The organism is Leifsonia sp. NPDC080035, from assembly GCF_040050925.1.
GTDB lineage: Bacteria > Actinomycetota > Actinomycetes > Actinomycetales > Microbacteriaceae > Leifsonia.
In genome coordinates this window covers 2,413,202-2,428,298 of the sequence record NZ_CP157390.1, presented here as the reverse complement: position 1 = coordinate 2,428,298, position 15,097 = coordinate 2,413,202, and the positions used below count along the sequence as shown (strand labels likewise).

13 protein-coding genes are annotated in these 15,097 nt (G+C 70.6%); 3 read left to right on the top strand and 10 right to left on the bottom strand.

What is annotated here, in order from left to right:
• Positions 1-10: 10 nt before the first annotated feature.
• The 3 genes from AAME72_RS11845 to AAME72_RS11835 form a co-directional block, all read right to left on the bottom strand.
• On the bottom strand, positions 11-436 hold the full coding sequence (locus AAME72_RS11845) for a VOC family protein (protein ID WP_348786758.1): 426 nt from the start codon (positions 434-436) through the stop codon (positions 11-13).
• Positions 437-499: 63 nt separating this feature from the next.
• Positions 500-1,120, bottom strand: coding sequence for a dihydrofolate reductase family protein (locus tag AAME72_RS11840; protein WP_348786757.1), 621 nt, complete (start codon positions 1,118-1,120; stop codon positions 500-502).
• 134 nt (positions 1,121-1,254) lie between these two features.
• The gene (locus AAME72_RS11835; RefSeq protein WP_348786756.1) at positions 1,255-1,683 is read right to left on the bottom strand and encodes a DUF2269 family protein; all 429 of its coding nucleotides are present in this window, start codon (positions 1,681-1,683) and stop codon (positions 1,255-1,257) included.
• 167 nt (positions 1,684-1,850) lie between these two features.
• Between AAME72_RS11835 and AAME72_RS11830 the strand changes: the two genes are divergently transcribed.
• Positions 1,851-3,248 carry an MFS transporter gene (locus AAME72_RS11830; protein WP_348786755.1) on the top strand — a complete coding sequence of 466 codons (1,398 nt, stop codon included), beginning with the start codon at positions 1,851-1,853 and terminating at the stop codon, positions 3,246-3,248.
• Between the two features lie 31 nt (positions 3,249-3,279).
• On the opposite strand, the gene AAME72_RS11825 is transcribed toward AAME72_RS11830, so the two are convergent.
• From AAME72_RS11825 to AAME72_RS11815, 3 genes are read right to left on the bottom strand one after another with little or no spacing between them, the layout of a single operon-like run.
• Positions 3,280-4,110 (bottom strand): ABC transporter permease, encoded by an 831-nt coding sequence (locus AAME72_RS11825; RefSeq protein ID WP_348786754.1) that lies wholly within the window; start codon positions 4,108-4,110, stop codon positions 3,280-3,282.
• On the bottom strand, positions 4,107-4,967 hold the full coding sequence (locus tag AAME72_RS11820) for an ABC transporter permease (protein WP_348786753.1): 861 nt from the start codon (positions 4,965-4,967) through the stop codon (positions 4,107-4,109). The genes AAME72_RS11825 and AAME72_RS11820 overlap by 4 nt, the downstream gene beginning before the upstream one ends.
• The gene (locus AAME72_RS11815; protein ID WP_348786752.1) at positions 4,964-5,890 is read right to left on the bottom strand and encodes an ATP-binding cassette domain-containing protein; all 927 of its coding nucleotides are present in this window, start codon (positions 5,888-5,890) and stop codon (positions 4,964-4,966) included. The genes AAME72_RS11820 and AAME72_RS11815 overlap by 4 nt, the downstream gene beginning before the upstream one ends.
• A 125-nt stretch (positions 5,891-6,015) precedes the next feature.
• Between AAME72_RS11815 and AAME72_RS11810 the strand changes: the two genes are divergently transcribed.
• Entirely contained in the window at positions 6,016-7,977 is a 1,962-nt protein-coding gene (locus AAME72_RS11810) for an ABC transporter ATP-binding protein (protein WP_348786751.1), read from the top strand.
• 197 nt (positions 7,978-8,174) lie between these two features.
• On the opposite strand, the gene AAME72_RS11805 is transcribed toward AAME72_RS11810, so the two are convergent.
• Positions 8,175-10,007: a phosphoenolpyruvate carboxykinase (GTP) gene (locus AAME72_RS11805; RefSeq protein WP_348786750.1), complete on the bottom strand. Its 1,833-nt coding sequence runs from the start codon at positions 10,005-10,007 to the stop codon at positions 8,175-8,177.
• A 115-nt stretch (positions 10,008-10,122) separates the two neighbouring features.
• Here AAME72_RS11805 and AAME72_RS11800 point away from each other — a divergent pair, with 115 nt between their 5' ends.
• A complete protein-coding gene (locus tag AAME72_RS11800) occupies positions 10,123-11,556 on the top strand; it encodes a helix-turn-helix domain-containing protein (protein ID WP_348786749.1) in 1,434 nt (477 codons plus the stop codon).
• Between the two features lie 91 nt (positions 11,557-11,647).
• On the opposite strand, the gene AAME72_RS11795 is transcribed toward AAME72_RS11800, so the two are convergent.
• The 3 genes from AAME72_RS11795 to AAME72_RS11785 are packed head-to-tail and all read right to left on the bottom strand — an operon-like array spanning position 11,648 to position 15,097.
• Positions 11,648-12,409, bottom strand: a complete 762-nt coding sequence (locus AAME72_RS11795) for a 3-hydroxyacyl-CoA dehydrogenase (protein ID WP_348786748.1) — start codon at positions 12,407-12,409, stop codon at positions 11,648-11,650.
• Between the two features lie 32 nt (positions 12,410-12,441).
• Entirely contained in the window at positions 12,442-13,632 is a 1,191-nt protein-coding gene (locus AAME72_RS11790; protein WP_348786747.1) for a thiolase family protein, read from the bottom strand.
• A 1-nt stretch (position 13,633) separates the two neighbouring features.
• A complete protein-coding gene (locus AAME72_RS11785; protein ID WP_348790124.1) occupies positions 13,634-15,097 on the bottom strand; it encodes an NAD-dependent succinate-semialdehyde dehydrogenase in 1,464 nt (487 codons plus the stop codon).

Here is a 15,097-nt window from a genome sequence, read left to right as displayed (position 1 = left end):
GCCGCGGCGACTAGCCGCGCCAGGGCATGTGCTGCAGAGTCCACGTGTTGCCGTCGGGGTCGCTGAACCCCGCATACAGCACGCCGCCGCCCCTGTCGACGACGGGATCCACTTCGACGCCGCGTGCGACCAGTGCGGCGCGCGCGGCGTCGATGTCCGCGACGACGAGGTGCAGACCGCGCACCGAACCGGGCGCGGCACCGCCGTCGGCGAGCCCGCTCGCCATCGTCACCGAGCAGTACGAGCCCGGCGGGGTGAGCTGCACGATGCGGACACCCTCCACCGGGGTCACGTCGACATCCACGGTGAAGCCGACGCGGTCCCGGTAGAACGCCTTCGCCTCCTCGATGTCGGTCACCGGCAGCATCACGAGCTCCAGCATCATCGCGCCCGGCCGTACCGGGGCGACCGGGTTCTGCACCTCGTGTGCGCTCATCGAGCGCCCTCCTTCCCGACCTCGAGGGTCGTCTCGAGTGTGTTGAGTCCGCCCCCACCCCGCTCACAGCACGTCGTATGTGATGTGGGTGGCGGTCGAGGTGACGAGCACGTCGCGCTGTGCGAGCTCGACCCGCGCCCCGGCGCGGAACAGCGGCGTCCCTGCGCCCAGGATGAGCGGCGACAGGTGCAGGATGAACGTGTCGACGAGCCCCGCGGCGAGCGCGGAGCCGACGATCGCTCCCCCGCCCATGATGACGACGTCCTTCAGGACGCCGGTTCCGGCCGCCTCGACGGTGGCGCGCTCGCGCGCCTGTGACACCGCATCCTCGAGTCCGGTGGTGACGAACGTCCAGTCGAGGCCGGTGAGGCGGATGGTCTCCGGCCGCGCACGGGTGACGACGAAGAACGGCGGCTTGCCGACCTCCGTGGCGCCGTAGCCCAGCTCGTCGCTCCAGCCGTCCGGCGCGTCGATGACGTCGAAGAGGTCGCGGCCCATCACGACGACGCCGGAGCGCTCCGTCGCGCCGGCGAGGATTCCCCGGTCGTCGGGATCGTCGGAGAACACCCAGTTGTGCAGCGGCATGCCGCCGGTGCCGAGGCCGTTGCCAGGACCGGCGTCCGGGCCGGTGACGAAGCCGTCGAGGGACGCCGTGATGTCGGCGATGATGCGTGGTTGCTCCATTGTTCAATCCCCTATTTGTTCAACGATCTTGTTGATTAAAGAGTAAGCGCGGGGACGCACGCCGTCAAGAGCAGCGGATGAACGACGAAGCCGCCCGGCACAGGCCGGGCGGCTTCGCGCGTTCGTGGTCTCGACTACGGCTTCCAGACCATCAGGACGACGACCACCACCAGGAGCAGGCTGGCGACGCCGGAGCCGGCGGCGATCGCCGGGTACTTCGACGCCTCCCCTGCGCGGATCGACTCGGCCGCGCGGCGCATGGTCGGCACGACGAGGAACAGGGTCAGCGCCAGGGCGATCGCGTAGAGGATGATCGACCAGAGGATCCACGGAGTCGTGATGCTCAGGTCGTACTTCTTGTCCGCCAGGCCCATCACACCGAAGCCGAAGAGGACCACGAGCAGGGAGAGCAGCGAGATGAGGTTTGTGGACTTCGCCAGCACCTCCACCTGGCCGGCGTTCCCCGCGCGGACCGCGCGCATGGCGGTCATCGGGAGGATCGCCATGGGGCCGACGATGAACACGGCCGAGACGACGTGCAGCACTGCGAAGAGCGTTTCCATGCCACCAGCCTAGCGAGGCCGCGATTTCGGCCGCCCGCCCGGTCGACGTAGGGTGGATGCGCGCCACAAGCGCCCACAGACCCCTCTCGTCCCTCCGCGCGACGCCCGACCGACGCCCCACGCCTGCGGACCGCATCAGTCATCCACGTCACCGGAAGTCCCACCCCATGTCTACGACGGCCTCCGTCACCCCTCCCGCCGCGCCCGCCAACACGCGCGGCCGTGTCATCCTCGCCAGCCTCATCGGCACGTCCATCGAGTTCTACGACTTCTACGTCTACGCGACCGCGGCCGTGCTGGTCTTCCCCTCGCTCTTCTTCACGAGCGAGGACCCGACGACGGCGCTCCTCTCCTCGTTCGCCGTCTTCGGCGTCGCGTTCATCGCGCGGCCGGTCGGCTCCATCCTCTTCGGCCACTTCGGCGATCGCATCGGCCGCAAAGGCACCCTGGTCGGATCCCTGCTCACCATGGGCATCGCGACGGTGCTCATCGGCTGCCTGCCCACGGCGCAGGTGCCCGGCTGGGAGTTCTGGGCGCCGTTCCTGCTCGTCGTCATGCGCTTCTGCCAGGGCCTCGGACTCGGCGGCGAGTGGAGCGGTGCGGCGCTGCTGGCCACCGAGAACGCCCCCGCGGGCAAGCGCGCGATCTACGGGACGTTCCCGCAGCTGGGCGCGCCGATCGGCTTCATCGTCGCCAACGTGCTGTTCCTCATCCTCAACATCTCGATGACGGCGGAGCAGTTCGCCGCGTGGGGATGGCGCATCCCGTTCCTGCTGAGCGCGGTGCTCGTGATCGTCGGTCTGTACGTGCGGCTCAAGCTGGTGGAGACCCCGGCGTTCCAAAAGGTCGTCGACACCGGCGAGGTCGCCAAGCTGCCGCTGGCGCGGGTGTTCCGCACCAGCTGGTGGCAGATCGTGCTCGGCACGTTCATCATGCTCGCCACCTACGTGCTCTTCTACCTGATGACAGCGTTCACGCTGACCTACGGCACGGCCGCCTCGAACCAGGACACCGCGCGCGCGGCCGCCGAGAAGGCCGGCAAGACGTTCGACCCCGGCTCCTTCGTCGCCGGACTCGGCTACTCGCGCAACGACTTCCTGATCATGCTGATCGTCGGCGTGGTGTTCTTCGGCATCTTCACGCTCGTGGCCGGCCCGCTCGCCGAGCGCTTCGGCCGCCGGCGGACGCTGATCTGGGTCACGCTCGGGATCATCGTGTTCGGTCTGCTGTTCGTCCCGCTCTTCGCCGGGGGCACCGTCGGCACGATGGCGCTGCTGATCGTCGGTTTCACGCTGATGGGGCTCACGTTCGGCCCGATGGGTGCCGAGCTGCCAGAGCTCTTCCCGACGAACGTCCGCTACACGGGCTCCGCGATCGCGTACAACCTGTCCAGCGTGCTCGGCGCTGCCGTCGCTCCGACGATCGCGGTGTGGCTGTGGACCATCGGCAAGGGCAGCACGGTCTGGGTCGGCGTCTATCTGTCGCTCGCCGGCGTGCTCACGCTGATCGCGCTGCTGCTCTCCAAGGAGACGAAGGACGTCGAGTTCACCGACAACGTGAGCTGACACTCCTCCGCCGCCGTCCCCGAGGGGCGCGTCAGTCGAGGAAGAGGGCGCGCAGGCGCCGGGTGGTCAGGATGAGCCCGAGCGTGACCATCACCGCGAAGTAGAGCACGTGCCACAGCATCCCGAGGTCGACGTCGCCGGTGGTGAGGCCGCGGACGAGCTCGACGCCGTGCCAGAGCGGCAGGGCCTTGATGACGACCTGAATCCAGTCCGGGTAGACCGTGATCGGGTAGAACGTGGCCGAGAGCAGGAACATCGGCAGCAGGATGAAGTTGACCCAGTCCATCTGCTGGAACGTCTTCATGTAGCTGGTGATGCCCATGCCGAAGCTCGCGAAGCCGAACGCGATCAGCAGCACCGCCGGCAGCGCGAGCAGCGCCCACCACGACAGGTTGAGCCCGAGCGCCTGCATCACGAGCATGAAGCCGAGCGCGTAGAGGGCGCCGCGGGCCAGCGCGAGCAGGATCTCGCCGAGCGCGACATCCAGCGGCCCGAGCGAGGTCGACAGCATCCCCTCGTACAGCTTGGCGAAGTGCATCTTGAAGAAGACGTTCCAGGTGGAGTCGTACACCGCTCCGTTCATCGCGGCCGTCGCGAGCAGGGCCGGGGCGATGAAGGCCGCGTACGGCACCTGCTGGCCACTCGCCGTCGTGACGTCGCCGACGAGCCTGCCGAAGCCGATCCCGAGCGAGAGCAGGTAGAAGATCGGCTCGAAGAAGCCCGAGACGATCACGAGCCAGTTCGTGCTGCGCGTCGCCGACCAGCCGCGCTGCATCACCGAGCGCGCGTTTCCCGCGTAGAGGGCGCGCAGGGGGCGGGACCGCGACACCTGCGCGGTCAGCTGCTCATCCGTGGCGGTCACTTGTTCAGCCTCCTGGCCGCGATCCGGCGCGCCCACAGCCAGAAGACGACGAACAGCGCCGCGAGGTACACGACGTGTACGAGCGTCAGCCAGAGCGGCTCGGCGGCGCCGTAGGCGAAGACGCGGGAGAGCTCCGTGGCGTGCCAGAGCGGCGAGATCCAGCCGATCCACTGCAGGTAGACCGGCATGGTGGCCAGCGGGAAGAAGGTGCCGGAGAACAGCGTCATCGGCAGCAGCACGAAGCGCATCAGCATGGCGATCTGGCCGGTGTCCTGCTCGAGGGTCGCGACGTACGCCATGACCGGCGCGCCGAACGCGAGGCCGCCGAGCGTGGCGACCAGGATGCTCAGCCAGCCCAGCGGCCCCGGCACGGCCCCGAACAGCAGCATGAACAGGTAGTAGACGATGCTGGTGCCGAGCAGCCGCGCCACGACGGAGATGACGACGCCGTCGATGATCTGCCCCGGCGCGATCGGGGCCGCGTTGATCCCGAAGAACGTGGGGTTCCACTTGAACCCGAGCATGATCGGGTAGGTGAACTCCTCGCTCGCGACGGTCACGGCCGCCGTGCAGAGCAGGGCGGGCGCGACGAACGCGAGGTAGCTGACGCCGTCCACCGCGGCGGGTCCCAGGTTCGCGCTGACCAGGCTGCCGAGGCCGACACCCATCGCGAACAGGTAGAGCAGCGGGTTGCCGAACCCGGTCACCAGCAGCGTCTGCAGGTACGACCGCATCACCCGGAAGCGGTGCTCCGCCACGTACCAGGCGCCGAACCGCCGGGGCCGGACGGCCGCGGCAAGCGCCGCCCGCGCGTCCCCGGCCGCCCCCGGTGCGCCCGCGTCGGTCGCCGCGCTCATTCGATCAGGCTCCGTCCGGTGAGCCGGAGGAACACGTCCTCCAGGCTGGAGCGTCGCACGAGGCTGGTCAAGGGGTGCAGGCCGCGCTCGGTGATGCGGGCGAGCTCCGCCTCCCCGTCATCGCTGTAGACGAGGATGCGGTCGGGAAGCACCTCGACGCGGTCGCCGATGCCGTCGAGGCGCTCGGCCACCTCCGCGTTCTTCTCCGAGCCGAACCGCACCTCCAGCACCTCGCGCGTGGAGTACTCGCGGATGAGCGCTGCCGGAGACCCCTCCGCCATGATCGTGCCCTTGTCGACCACCACAAGCCGGTCGCAGAGCTGCTCGGCCTCGTCCATGTAGTGCGTGGTGAGCACGAGCGTCGTGCCCTGCTCCTTGAGCCGGAACAGCCGGTCCCAGAGGATGTGCCGCGCCTGCGGGTCGAGGCCCGTCGTCGGCTCGTCGAGCAGCAGGATGCGCGGGTCGTTGATCAGCGCGCGGGCGATGGTCAGACGCCGTTTCATGCCGCCCGAAAGGTCGTCGACCTTGGCCTTCGCCTTGTCCTCCAGCTGGGCGAACGCGAGCAGCTCGTCCGCCCGCTTGCGCACCCGCGCCGCAGGCAGGCCGAAGTAGCGGCCGTAGACCACGAGGTTCTCGCGCACGCGAAGCTCGGTGTCGAGGTTGTCCGCCTGCGGCACCACGCCGAGCTGCGAGCGGATCTCCGGCCCGTAGCGGTCCGGGTCGAGGCCGAGGATGCTGAGGTCGCCGGAGGTGCGCGTCGAGACCGCGCCGATCATCCGCATCGTGGTCGACTTGCCCGCGCCGTTCGGACCGAGCAGCCCGAACGACTCCCCCGCCTCGACCTCGAAGCTGATTCCGTCGACAGCAGGGAAGTCCTTGTACTTCTTGACGAGCTGGGAGGCGGTGATGACGGACGTCGGCATAGTTCAGCACTGTAGCCGCGACGACCGACAGCCGGTACGCGAGGGTGTCAGCAAACAGGCAGCGCACAGGAAGTACGGTCGAGGTAGCACCTCGCGCATCCCGCGACACTGGCGAAACGGAACCCATGAGCACCGACACCACCTCAGCCCCTCGACGCCGCTCCCCCTTCTCCCGGCGCGGCGAGCAGCCCGGCCCCCGCGCCCGGTTCTCGCAACTCCTCCCCTACCTGTTCGAGCACCGCGGCGTGCTCGCGTTCGTTGTCGTGCTGAGCATCCTGGGCGCCGCCGCCAGCCTGGCCCAGCCGCTGCTGGTCAGCCAGGTCATCGACCTGGTCGGCAAGCAGCAGCCGCTCGGCGGCCTGGTCTGGGCGCTGGTCGCGCTCGTGGTCGTCTCCGGCCTGATCTCCGGCTACCAGCACTACCTGCTGCAGCGCACCGGCGAGGGCGTCGTGCTGTCGTCGCGGCGCAAGCTCGTCGGCAGGATGCTGCGCCTGCCGATCAGCGAGTTCGACACCCGCCGCACCGGCGACCTCGTCTCCCGTGTCGGCTCGGACACGACGCTGCTGCGCGCGGTGCTCACCCAGGGCCTCGTCGAGGCGATCGGCGGGGCGCTGACGTTCGTCGGCGCGCTGATCGCGATGCTCATCATCGACCCGGTGCTGCTCGGTCTGACGGTGCTGGTGGTGGCCGTCTCGATCGTCGTCGTCACGGCGCTCTCCGGCCGGATCCGTGTCGCCAGCCAGAAGGCGCAGACCAAGGTCGGCGACCTCGCCGCCGCGGTCGAGCGCGCCATCAGCTCGGTGCGGACCATCCGCGCCGCCGGCGCCACCGAGCGCGAGATCGCGGCCGTCGACGAGGATGCGACCGGCGCCTGGAGGATGGGCATCCAGGTCGCGAAGATCTCGGCGCTGGTCGTCCCGGTCGCGGGGATCGCGATGCAGGTCTCGTTCCTCGTGGTCCTCGGCGTCGGCGGCTTCCGGGTCGCCAGCGGGGACATCACCGTGGCGAACCTGGTGGCGTTCATCCTGTTCCTGTTCATGATGATCCTCCCGCTCGGCCAGGCGTTCGGCGCGATCGCCGCCGTCAACTCGGCGCTCGGCGCGCTCGGCCGCATCCAGGAGATCCTCGACCTGCCCACCGAGGACCAGCACGACCGCGAGATCGCGCCGCTCGGCATGACGGTCGGCCCGGCGAACGCCGGGCTCGCCCCGGACGCGCCGGCGATCGAGTTCGCCGACGTTCACTTCTCCTACCCGTCGTCGGCGAAGGTCGAGGAGCCGTCGGAGGCGTCGGCCGCGCCCGCCGACTCCGGCGCGATCGCCCTCGGCGCGCTCGGTGGCGCCGACGTCGTCGCCGAGGCCGAGGCGGCCGCCGGGATCGGCACCGACCCGGCCACCGGTCGGCACGGCGGCGTTCTCCACGGCGTGAGCTTCACGGTGCCGCGCGGCAAGCGCACCGCCCTGGTCGGCCCGTCCGGCGCCGGCAAGTCGACCATCCTCGCGCTGATCGAGCGCTTCTACGACCCGCAGGCGGGCGAGGTGCGCTTCGGCGGGATGGACGTGCGCCGGCTCGACCGGGTCGCGCTGCGCGCGCAGATCGGGTACGTGGAGCAGGACGCGCCGGTGCTCGCCGGGTCGCTCCGCGACAACCTCACGCTCGCCGCTCCCGACGCCACCGACGCCGAGTGCATCGACGTGCTGCACGCGGTCAACCTCACCGAGGTGCTGGAGCGCGACGAGCTCGGGCTCGGCGCACCCGTCGGCGAGGACGGGATCATGCTCTCCGGAGGCGAACGCCAGCGCCTCGCCATCGCGCGGGCGCTCCTGGCCGCGCCGCCGGTGCTGCTGCTCGACGAGTCGACGTCCAGCCTCGACGGCCGCAACGAGCAGCTGATGCGCGAGGCGATCGACGCGGTGGCCGAGGATCGCACCATGCTCGTGATCGCGCACCGGCTGTCCACCGTGGTCGACAGCGACCAGATCGTGGTGCTCGACCACGGCCGGGTCATCGGCGTCGGCACGCACTCCGAGCTGGTCGCCTCCACGCCGCTCTACCGCGACCTCGCGAAGCACCAGCTGCTCGTCTGAGGCGGTCGCTCGGACGGCGGGTGCGACGAGCGGTCGCGACACGCCGTCTCGCGGCAGCGCGCGCGGCGTGTCGCGGCCGGTCGGCACGCGACGGCCGGTTGCACGTCTCGCTCACCGCGCGACGAGGCGGCGAGGGATGCCCCGGAAACGCCGCAGCCGGACACGGGATTCCGTGTCCGGCTGCGGTCCGTCCGCGGTCAGGCGCGGAGGTGGTACCGGAGCGACGCGAGCTCGGCGCGCAGTGCGGCCGGGACGCGGGCTCCGAAGCGGTCGAAGAACTCCTCGGTCAGGTCGCACTCGGCGAGCCAGCTCTCCGGGTCGACCTCGAACAGCGCCTCCAGGTCCTCCGCGGGGAGCTCGATGCCGTCCAGGTCGAGCTGCTCGGGGACGGGCAGACGGCCGATCGGCGTCTCCACGGCGTCCGCGCTGCCCTCGACGCGGCGCGCGATCCACTCGATCACGCGCGCGTTCTCGCTGAAGCCCGGCCACAGGAACCGGCCGTCGTCGCCCTTGCGGAACCAGTTCACCTGGAAGATCGCGGGCGCGTCCGACCCGAGCTTCTCGCCGATCCGGAGCCAGTGGCCCCAGTAGTCGGCCATGTTGTAACCGCAGAACGGCAGCATCGCGAACGGGTCGCGGCGCAGCTCGCCGACGGTGCCCTCCGCCGCGGCGGTCTTCTCCGACGAGATCGTGGCGCCGATGTAGACGCCGTGCTTCCAGTCCCTGGCCTGTGCGACCAGCGGGACGTTCGTCGCGCGGCGGCCGCCGAACAGGATCGCGTCGATCGGCACCCCGTCGAACGCATCCCAGTCGTCCGCGATCGCCGGGCACTGCGCGGCAGAGACCGTGAAGCGCGAGTTGGGATGCGCGGCGGGTCGGCCGCTCGCCGGCGTCCAGTCCTCGCCCTTCCAGTCGATGAGGTGCGCGGGTGGCTCCTCGGTCAGGCCCTCCCACCACACGTCGCCGTCGTCGCGCAGCGCCACGTTGGTGAAGATGGTGTTGCCCCAGAGGGTCTCCACCGCCGTCGCGTTGGTCAGCTCGCCCGTGCCGGGGGCGACGCCGAAGAACCCCGCCTCCGGGTTGATCGCGCGCAGCCTGCCGTCCGGACCCTGCCGCAGCCAGGCGATGTCGTCTCCGATGGTCTCGACCGTCCAGCCCGGGATGCTCGGCTTCAGCATCGCGAGGTTGGTCTTGCCGCACGCCGACGGGAACGCCGCCGCGAAGTGGAACACCCGGCCCTCGGGCGAGGTCACCTTGACGATCAGCATGTGCTCGGCCAGCCAGCCCTCGTCGCGCGCCATCACCGAGGCGATCCGCAGCGCGAAGCACTTCTTGGCGAGGATGGCGTTCCCGCCGTATCCCGAGCCGTACGACCAGATCTCGCGGGTCTCCGGGAACTGCACGATGTACTTGGTCTCGTTGCACGGCCAGGCGACGTCCTCGTGGCGCACGCCGCCGGCGTCGATGAGCGGGGCACCGACGCTGTGCACGGTGGGAACCCACGGCGCACCGGCCTCGATGAGGTCGAGAACGGTGCTCGTGACGCGGGTCATCATCCCCATGCTCACGGCGACGTAGGCCGAGTCGGTGATCTCGATGCCGACCTGCGAGAGCGGCCCGCCGACCGGTCCCATCGAGAACGGCACGACGTACATCGTGCGGCCGCGCATGCTGCCGGCGAAGACCTCGCGCAGCTCGGCGCGCATCCCCTCCGGCTCGCGCCAGTTGTTGGTGGGCCCGGCGTCCGCCTCGTCCACCGAGCAGATGAACGTGCGGTCCTCGACCCGGGCGACGTCGCCGGGATCGGTGCGGGCCAGGAAGCTGTTCGGGCGCCACTCCGGGTTGAGCCGGATGAGCTTGCCTTCGGCGACGAGTTGCTTGGTGAGACGGTCGGCCTCACCGAGGGAGCCGTCGCACCAGACGATCTCGTCGGGCTGGGTGAGGGCTGCGATGTCGTCCACCCAGGCGTGCAGGGAGTCGAGCCCGGAGGGCCCGTCGAGCTCGGTGAGCGGAAGCTCGGCGATGGTCATTCCGTCTGTCCTCTCGGTTGAAAGATCGGCTGTACATCCAGCATCCGCGAGGAATCCGCGCTCGGAACCCGATTCGGTGTCGAAAGAATCGCGATTCTTTAGCTATCGTGAAGGGATGGACGCTGACGTCGCCACCCTTGGCCACCGGATCCGGCATTTCCGCACCAGCCGCGGGATGACCCTCGACGAGCTGGGCGCCGCGACCGGCGTCGCCCCGAGCCAGCTCTCCCTGATCGAGAACGGCAAGCGCGAGCCACGGGTCACCCTGCTGTCGGGCATCGCCGCCGCGCTCGGCGTGCAGCTGGCCGACCTGCTCTCCGCGGAGCCGCCGGACGAGCGCGCGGCCCTGGAGATCGAGCTCGCCCGGGCGCAGCGCGGCACCCTGTACGGGTCGCTCGGCCTGCCTGCGGTCAAGCCGACGAAGGGCACCCCGACCGAGACGCTGGAGGCGCTGGTCGGCCTGCACCGGGAGCTCGCACGCCGAGCGTCCGAGGCGATCGCGACGCCGGAGGAGGCGCGCAGGGCGAACACAGAGCTCCGGGAGCGGATGCGCGGCAAGGACAACTACATCGCCGAGATCGAGGACCTCGCCGAGGAGCGGGTGAAGGCGTCGGGCCACGTGCGCGGCGCGCTCACCCACCGCGAGGTGAGCGTGATGGCCGAGCAGCTGGGCTTCGAACTGATCTACGCGGACGACCTCCCGCACTCCACGCGCTCCATCACCGACCTGGAGAACGGCCGCATCTACCTGCCGCCGGCGTCCATCCCCGGCGGCCACGGCCTGCGGTCGATGGCACTGCAGGCGATGGCGCATCGGCTGCTCGGGCACGAGCGACCCGCGAGCTACGCCGACTTCCTCCGGCAACGGCTGGAGATCAACTACTTCGCGGCGTGCTGCCTGATGCCGCAGCGGGCGGCGGTCGCCTTCCTCGAGCAGGCGAAGAAGGACAAGGACCTCGCGGTCGAGGACTTCCGCGACGCGTTCGGGGTGACCCATGAGGCCGCGGCGCTGCGGCTGACCAACCTGGCGACCCGGCATCTCGACATGCCGCTGCACTTCCTGCGCGTCGGCGACGACGGCGCGCTCTACAAGGGCTACGAGAACGACGGACTGCCGCTGCCGACCGACGTCACCGGCTCGATCGAGGGCCAGGTCGTCTGCCGCAAGTGGGGCGCGCGCACCGCGTTCACGCACACCAACCGCACGACGGAGATGTACCAGTACACCGACACGCCCGCCGGCACGTACTGGTGCGCGACGCAGGTCGGCTCCACGGCGGAGGGCGGCTTCTCGATCAGCGTCGGGGTGCCGTTCGACCAGGCGAAGTGGTTCCGCGGCCGGGAGACGACGGTGCGCACCGAATCCCGCTGCCCGGACGAGTCGTGCTGCAAGCGGCCGGCGTCCGACCTCTCCAGCCGCTGGGCGGGCAAGGCGTGGCCGAGCGCGCGGCTGCACGCGCACATCCTCTCGCCCCTGCCCTCCGGCTCGTTCCCCGGGGTCGACGATTCGGACGTCTACACGTTCCTCGAGTCCCACTCCGCCCTGTAGCCCCGAGTCCCAACCGAAAACCGCCGAGTACGAAGATTCTCTCCGTACTCGGCGGTTTTCGTGCGATTCTCTGCGTACTCGGCGGTTGCGGTTACTTGGGCTGCATGCGGATGGCGCCGTCGAGGCGGATGGTTTCGCCGTTGAGCATCGGGTTGTCGACGATGTGGCGGACGAGCGCCGCGTACTCGGTCGGGCGGCCGAGACGCGCGGGATGCGGAACCTGCGCCGCAAGGGAGTCCTGCGCCGCCTGCGGGAGCCCCGCCATCATCGGCGTCTCGAAGATGCCGGGGGCGATCGTCACCACCCGGATCAGGCTGCGCGCGAACTCGCGGGCGAGCGGCAGCGTCATCGCGGCGACACCACCCTTCGACGCCGAGTAGGCCGGCTGCCCGATCTGGCCGTCGAAGGCGGCCACGGAGGCGGTGTTGACGATCACGCCGCGCTCCTCCCCCACCGGCTCCGTCTCGACCATCGCCGCGGCGGCCAGCCGGACCACGTTGAACGTGCCGATCAGGTTGACGCGGACCACGCGCTCGAAGCTCTCCAGCGGCAGCACGCCGTCGCGGCCGAGCACCTTCTGCGCCGTCGCGATGCCCGCGCAGTTGACGACGACCCGGAGCGGACCGAGCTCGCCCGCGGCGGTCACCGCGGCCTGCACCTGGTCCTCGTCCGTCACGTCGGCGGCGACGAACCGGGCGTGCGGGCCGAGCGCGGTGGCCGCCTTCTCGCCCTCCGAGGTCGGCAGGTCGAGCAGCACGACCCGTGCGCCCGCGTCGGTCAGCGCGTGGGCGGTGGCGTTCCCGAGGCCGCTCGCGCCTCCGGTGACGATGGCAGAGCATCCGTCGATCTGCATGGGTGTCCTTCCGTTCGGGGAGTGGATGCGCGTCAGCGCAGGATCTCGATGAGCGTCGCGTTGGCGGTGCCGCCGCCCTCGCACATCGTCTGCAGCCCGAAGCGGCCTCCGGTCGCCTCCAGCTCCGAGACGAGCGTAGCGAGCAGCCGGGTTCCGGACGAGCCGAGCGCGTGGCCCAGCGCGATGGCGCCGCCGCGCGGGTTCAGCCTCGCGGGGTCGGCGTCGAACTCGCGCCGCCACAGCAGTGGCACGGGAGCGAACGCCTCGTTCACCTCGAAGGCGTCGATCTCGTCGATCCGGACGCCGCTGCGGTCGAGCAGCTTCCTGGTCGCGGGCAGAATGCCCGTCAGCATGAACAGGGGGTCGCTGCCGGCCACCGCGAACGAGTGGAAGCGCGCCCGCGGCGTCACCCCGAGGCGCGCCGCCGCCTCCGCGCTCATGATCAGGGCGGCCGAGGCGCCGTCCGTCAGCGGGGAGGAGTTTCCGGGCGTGATGCGCCACTCCAGCTGCGGGAACCGCGCCGCCAGGGCGTCGGTGCGGAACGAGGGCGCCAGCGCGGCGAGCTTCTCCGCGGTCGTCCCCGGCCGGATCGTCTCGTCGGCGCTCACGCTGCCGCTGTCGGGCGTCGGCACCGGCATCAGCTCAGCGTCGAAGGCGCCGCTCGCAGCGGCCTCCGCAGCGCGCTGGTGCGACAGCGCCGCGAAGTCGTCGAGCTCCGCGCGCGAGAATCCCCAGCGGTCGGCGATCAGCTCGGCCGCGACGCCCTGATTGACGAGCCCGTCTGGATAGCGCTGGTGCAGCAGCTCCCCGCCGAGGGATGCGCCCCCGACGTTGGATCCCATCGGCGCCCGGCTCATCGACTCGACGCCGCAGGCGATGACGACGTCGTACGCGCCGGCGATCACGCCCTGCGCGGCGAACGCCGCCGCCTGCTGGCTGGAGCCGCACTGCCGGTCGATCGTGACGGCGGGCACGCTCTCCGGGAACCCGGCGCTGAGCACCGCCGTCCGCGTGATGTTGCCCGCCTGCTCGCCCGCCTGGGTGACGCAGCCGCCGATCACGTCGTCCACGACGGCGGGGTCGACCCCGGTGCGGTGCAGCAGCTCCTCGAGCACCCCGGCGAGCAGGTCGGCGGGATGGATGTCGGAGAGCTCACCACCCGGCTTGCCGCGCCCGGACGGCGTGCGGACGACGTCGACGATGACGGCTTCGGTCGCTGCCATCTCAGGCTCCGAACGGGTCGGGCGTCAGGGTGTACTTCGTGCTGAGGTACTCGTGGATGCCCTCGAAGCCGCCCTCCCGGCCGAGGCCGGACTGCTTCACGCCGCCGAACGGTGCCGCGGCGTTGGACACCACGCCGACGTTCAGCCCCATCATCCCCGTCTGCAGCCGCTCGATCATCCGCTGACCGCGCGCCAGGTCCCTCGTGAACACGTACGAGACCAGGCCATACTCGGTGTCGTTGGCGATCCTGACCGCCTCGTCCTCGTCGCCGAACCGCACGATCGAGAGCACAGGGCCGAAGATCTCCTGCCGCAGGATCTCGCTGCCCGCGCGCACATCCGTCACCACGGTCGGCTCGAAGAACGTGCCGGCGCCCTCGACCCGGGACCCGCCGGTGAGCACGGAGGCGCCGCGGGACACCGCATCCTGCAGCAGCTCCGCCGCCTTGTCCACGGCGTCCGCGTTGATGAGCGGTCCGATCGTCACCCCGTCCTCGGTGCCGCGACCGACCCGCAGGCCGTTCACCCGCTCGGTGACGCGGCGAGCGAACTCGTCCGCGACCGCCTCGTGCACGATGAACCGGTTGGCGGCGGTGCAGGCCTCGCCGATGTTGCGGAACTTCGCCAGCATCGCGCCGTCGACCGCTTTGTCCAGGTCCGCATCCTCGAACACCACGAACGGGGCGTTGCCGCCCAGCTCCATGGACGTGCGCAGCACGTTCTCGGACGCCTGCTGCAGCAGCCGCCTGCCCACCTCGGTCGAGCCCGTGAACGACAGCTTGCGCAGCCGCGCGTCGGCGATGATCGGCGCGGAGACCTTCCCCGAGGTGGATGTCGTGAGCACGTTGAGCACCCCGGCCGGCAGCCCTGCGTCCTCCATGAGCTTGGCGAAGTACAGCGTGGTCAGCGGCGTCAGCTCGGCCGGCTTGATGACGACGGTGCAGCCGGCCGCGAGGGCCGGGGCGATCTTGCGGGTCGCCATTGCCAGCGGGAAGTTCCACGGCGTGATCAGGAAGCACGGACCCACCGGATGCTGCGAGACGATCATCCGCCCCGTCCCCTCCGGATTCGTCGCGTACCGGCCGGAGATGCGCACCGCCTCCTCCGAGAACCAGCGCAGGAACTCGCCGCCGTAGGTCACCTCGCCGCTGGCCTCGGCCAGCGGCTTGCCCATCTCCAGCGTCATCAGCAGCGCGAACTCGTCCCGCCGCTCCTGCAGCAGATCGAACGCCCGCCGCAGGATCTCGCCCCGCGTCCGCGGCGGCGTCGCCGCCCACGCCTCCTGCGCCGCCACCGCCGCATCCAGCGCCCGGATCCCGTCCTCCGGGGACGCGTCCGCGATCTCACGGATGGCGTCGCCGGTCGCCGGGTCGTAGACGGTGAGCGTTCCCGCCGATCCCGTCACCCACTCCCCGCCGATGTACAGGCGGTCGGGGACGCGCTCGAGCAGGGCCTTCTCATCCAT

What these genes read in the sequence shown, in the direction of transcription:
- AAME72_RS11845 (WP_348786758.1), bottom strand. Translation starts at nt 436, where the DNA reads ATGAGCGCACACGAGGTGCAGAACCCGGTCGCCCCGGTACGGCCGGGC.
- AAME72_RS11840 (WP_348786757.1), bottom strand. Translation starts at nt 1,120, where the DNA reads ATGGAGCAACCACGCATCATCGCCGACATCACGGCGTCCCTCGACGGC.
- AAME72_RS11835 (WP_348786756.1), bottom strand. Translation starts at nt 1,683, where the DNA reads ATGGAAACGCTCTTCGCAGTGCTGCACGTCGTCTCGGCCGTGTTCATC.
- AAME72_RS11830 (WP_348786755.1), top strand. Translation starts at nt 1,851, where the DNA reads ATGTCTACGACGGCCTCCGTCACCCCTCCCGCCGCGCCCGCCAACACG.
- AAME72_RS11820 (WP_348786753.1), bottom strand. Translation starts at nt 4,967, where the DNA reads ATGAGCGCGGCGACCGACGCGGGCGCACCGGGGGCGGCCGGGGACGCG.
- AAME72_RS11815 (WP_348786752.1), bottom strand. Translation starts at nt 5,890, where the DNA reads ATGCCGACGTCCGTCATCACCGCCTCCCAGCTCGTCAAGAAGTACAAG.
- AAME72_RS11810 (WP_348786751.1), top strand. Translation starts at nt 6,016, where the DNA reads ATGAGCACCGACACCACCTCAGCCCCTCGACGCCGCTCCCCCTTCTCC.
- AAME72_RS11805 (WP_348786750.1), bottom strand. Translation starts at nt 10,007, where the DNA reads ATGACCATCGCCGAGCTTCCGCTCACCGAGCTCGACGGGCCCTCCGGG.
- AAME72_RS11800 (WP_348786749.1), top strand. Translation starts at nt 10,123, where the DNA reads ATGGACGCTGACGTCGCCACCCTTGGCCACCGGATCCGGCATTTCCGC.
- AAME72_RS11795 (WP_348786748.1), bottom strand. Translation starts at nt 12,409, where the DNA reads ATGCAGATCGACGGATGCTCTGCCATCGTCACCGGAGGCGCGAGCGGC.
- AAME72_RS11790 (WP_348786747.1), bottom strand. Translation starts at nt 13,632, where the DNA reads ATGGCAGCGACCGAAGCCGTCATCGTCGACGTCGTCCGCACGCCGTCC.
- AAME72_RS11785 (WP_348790124.1), bottom strand. Translation starts at nt 15,097, where the DNA reads ATGGATGAGAAGGCCCTGCTCGAGCGCGTCCCCGACCGCCTGTACATC.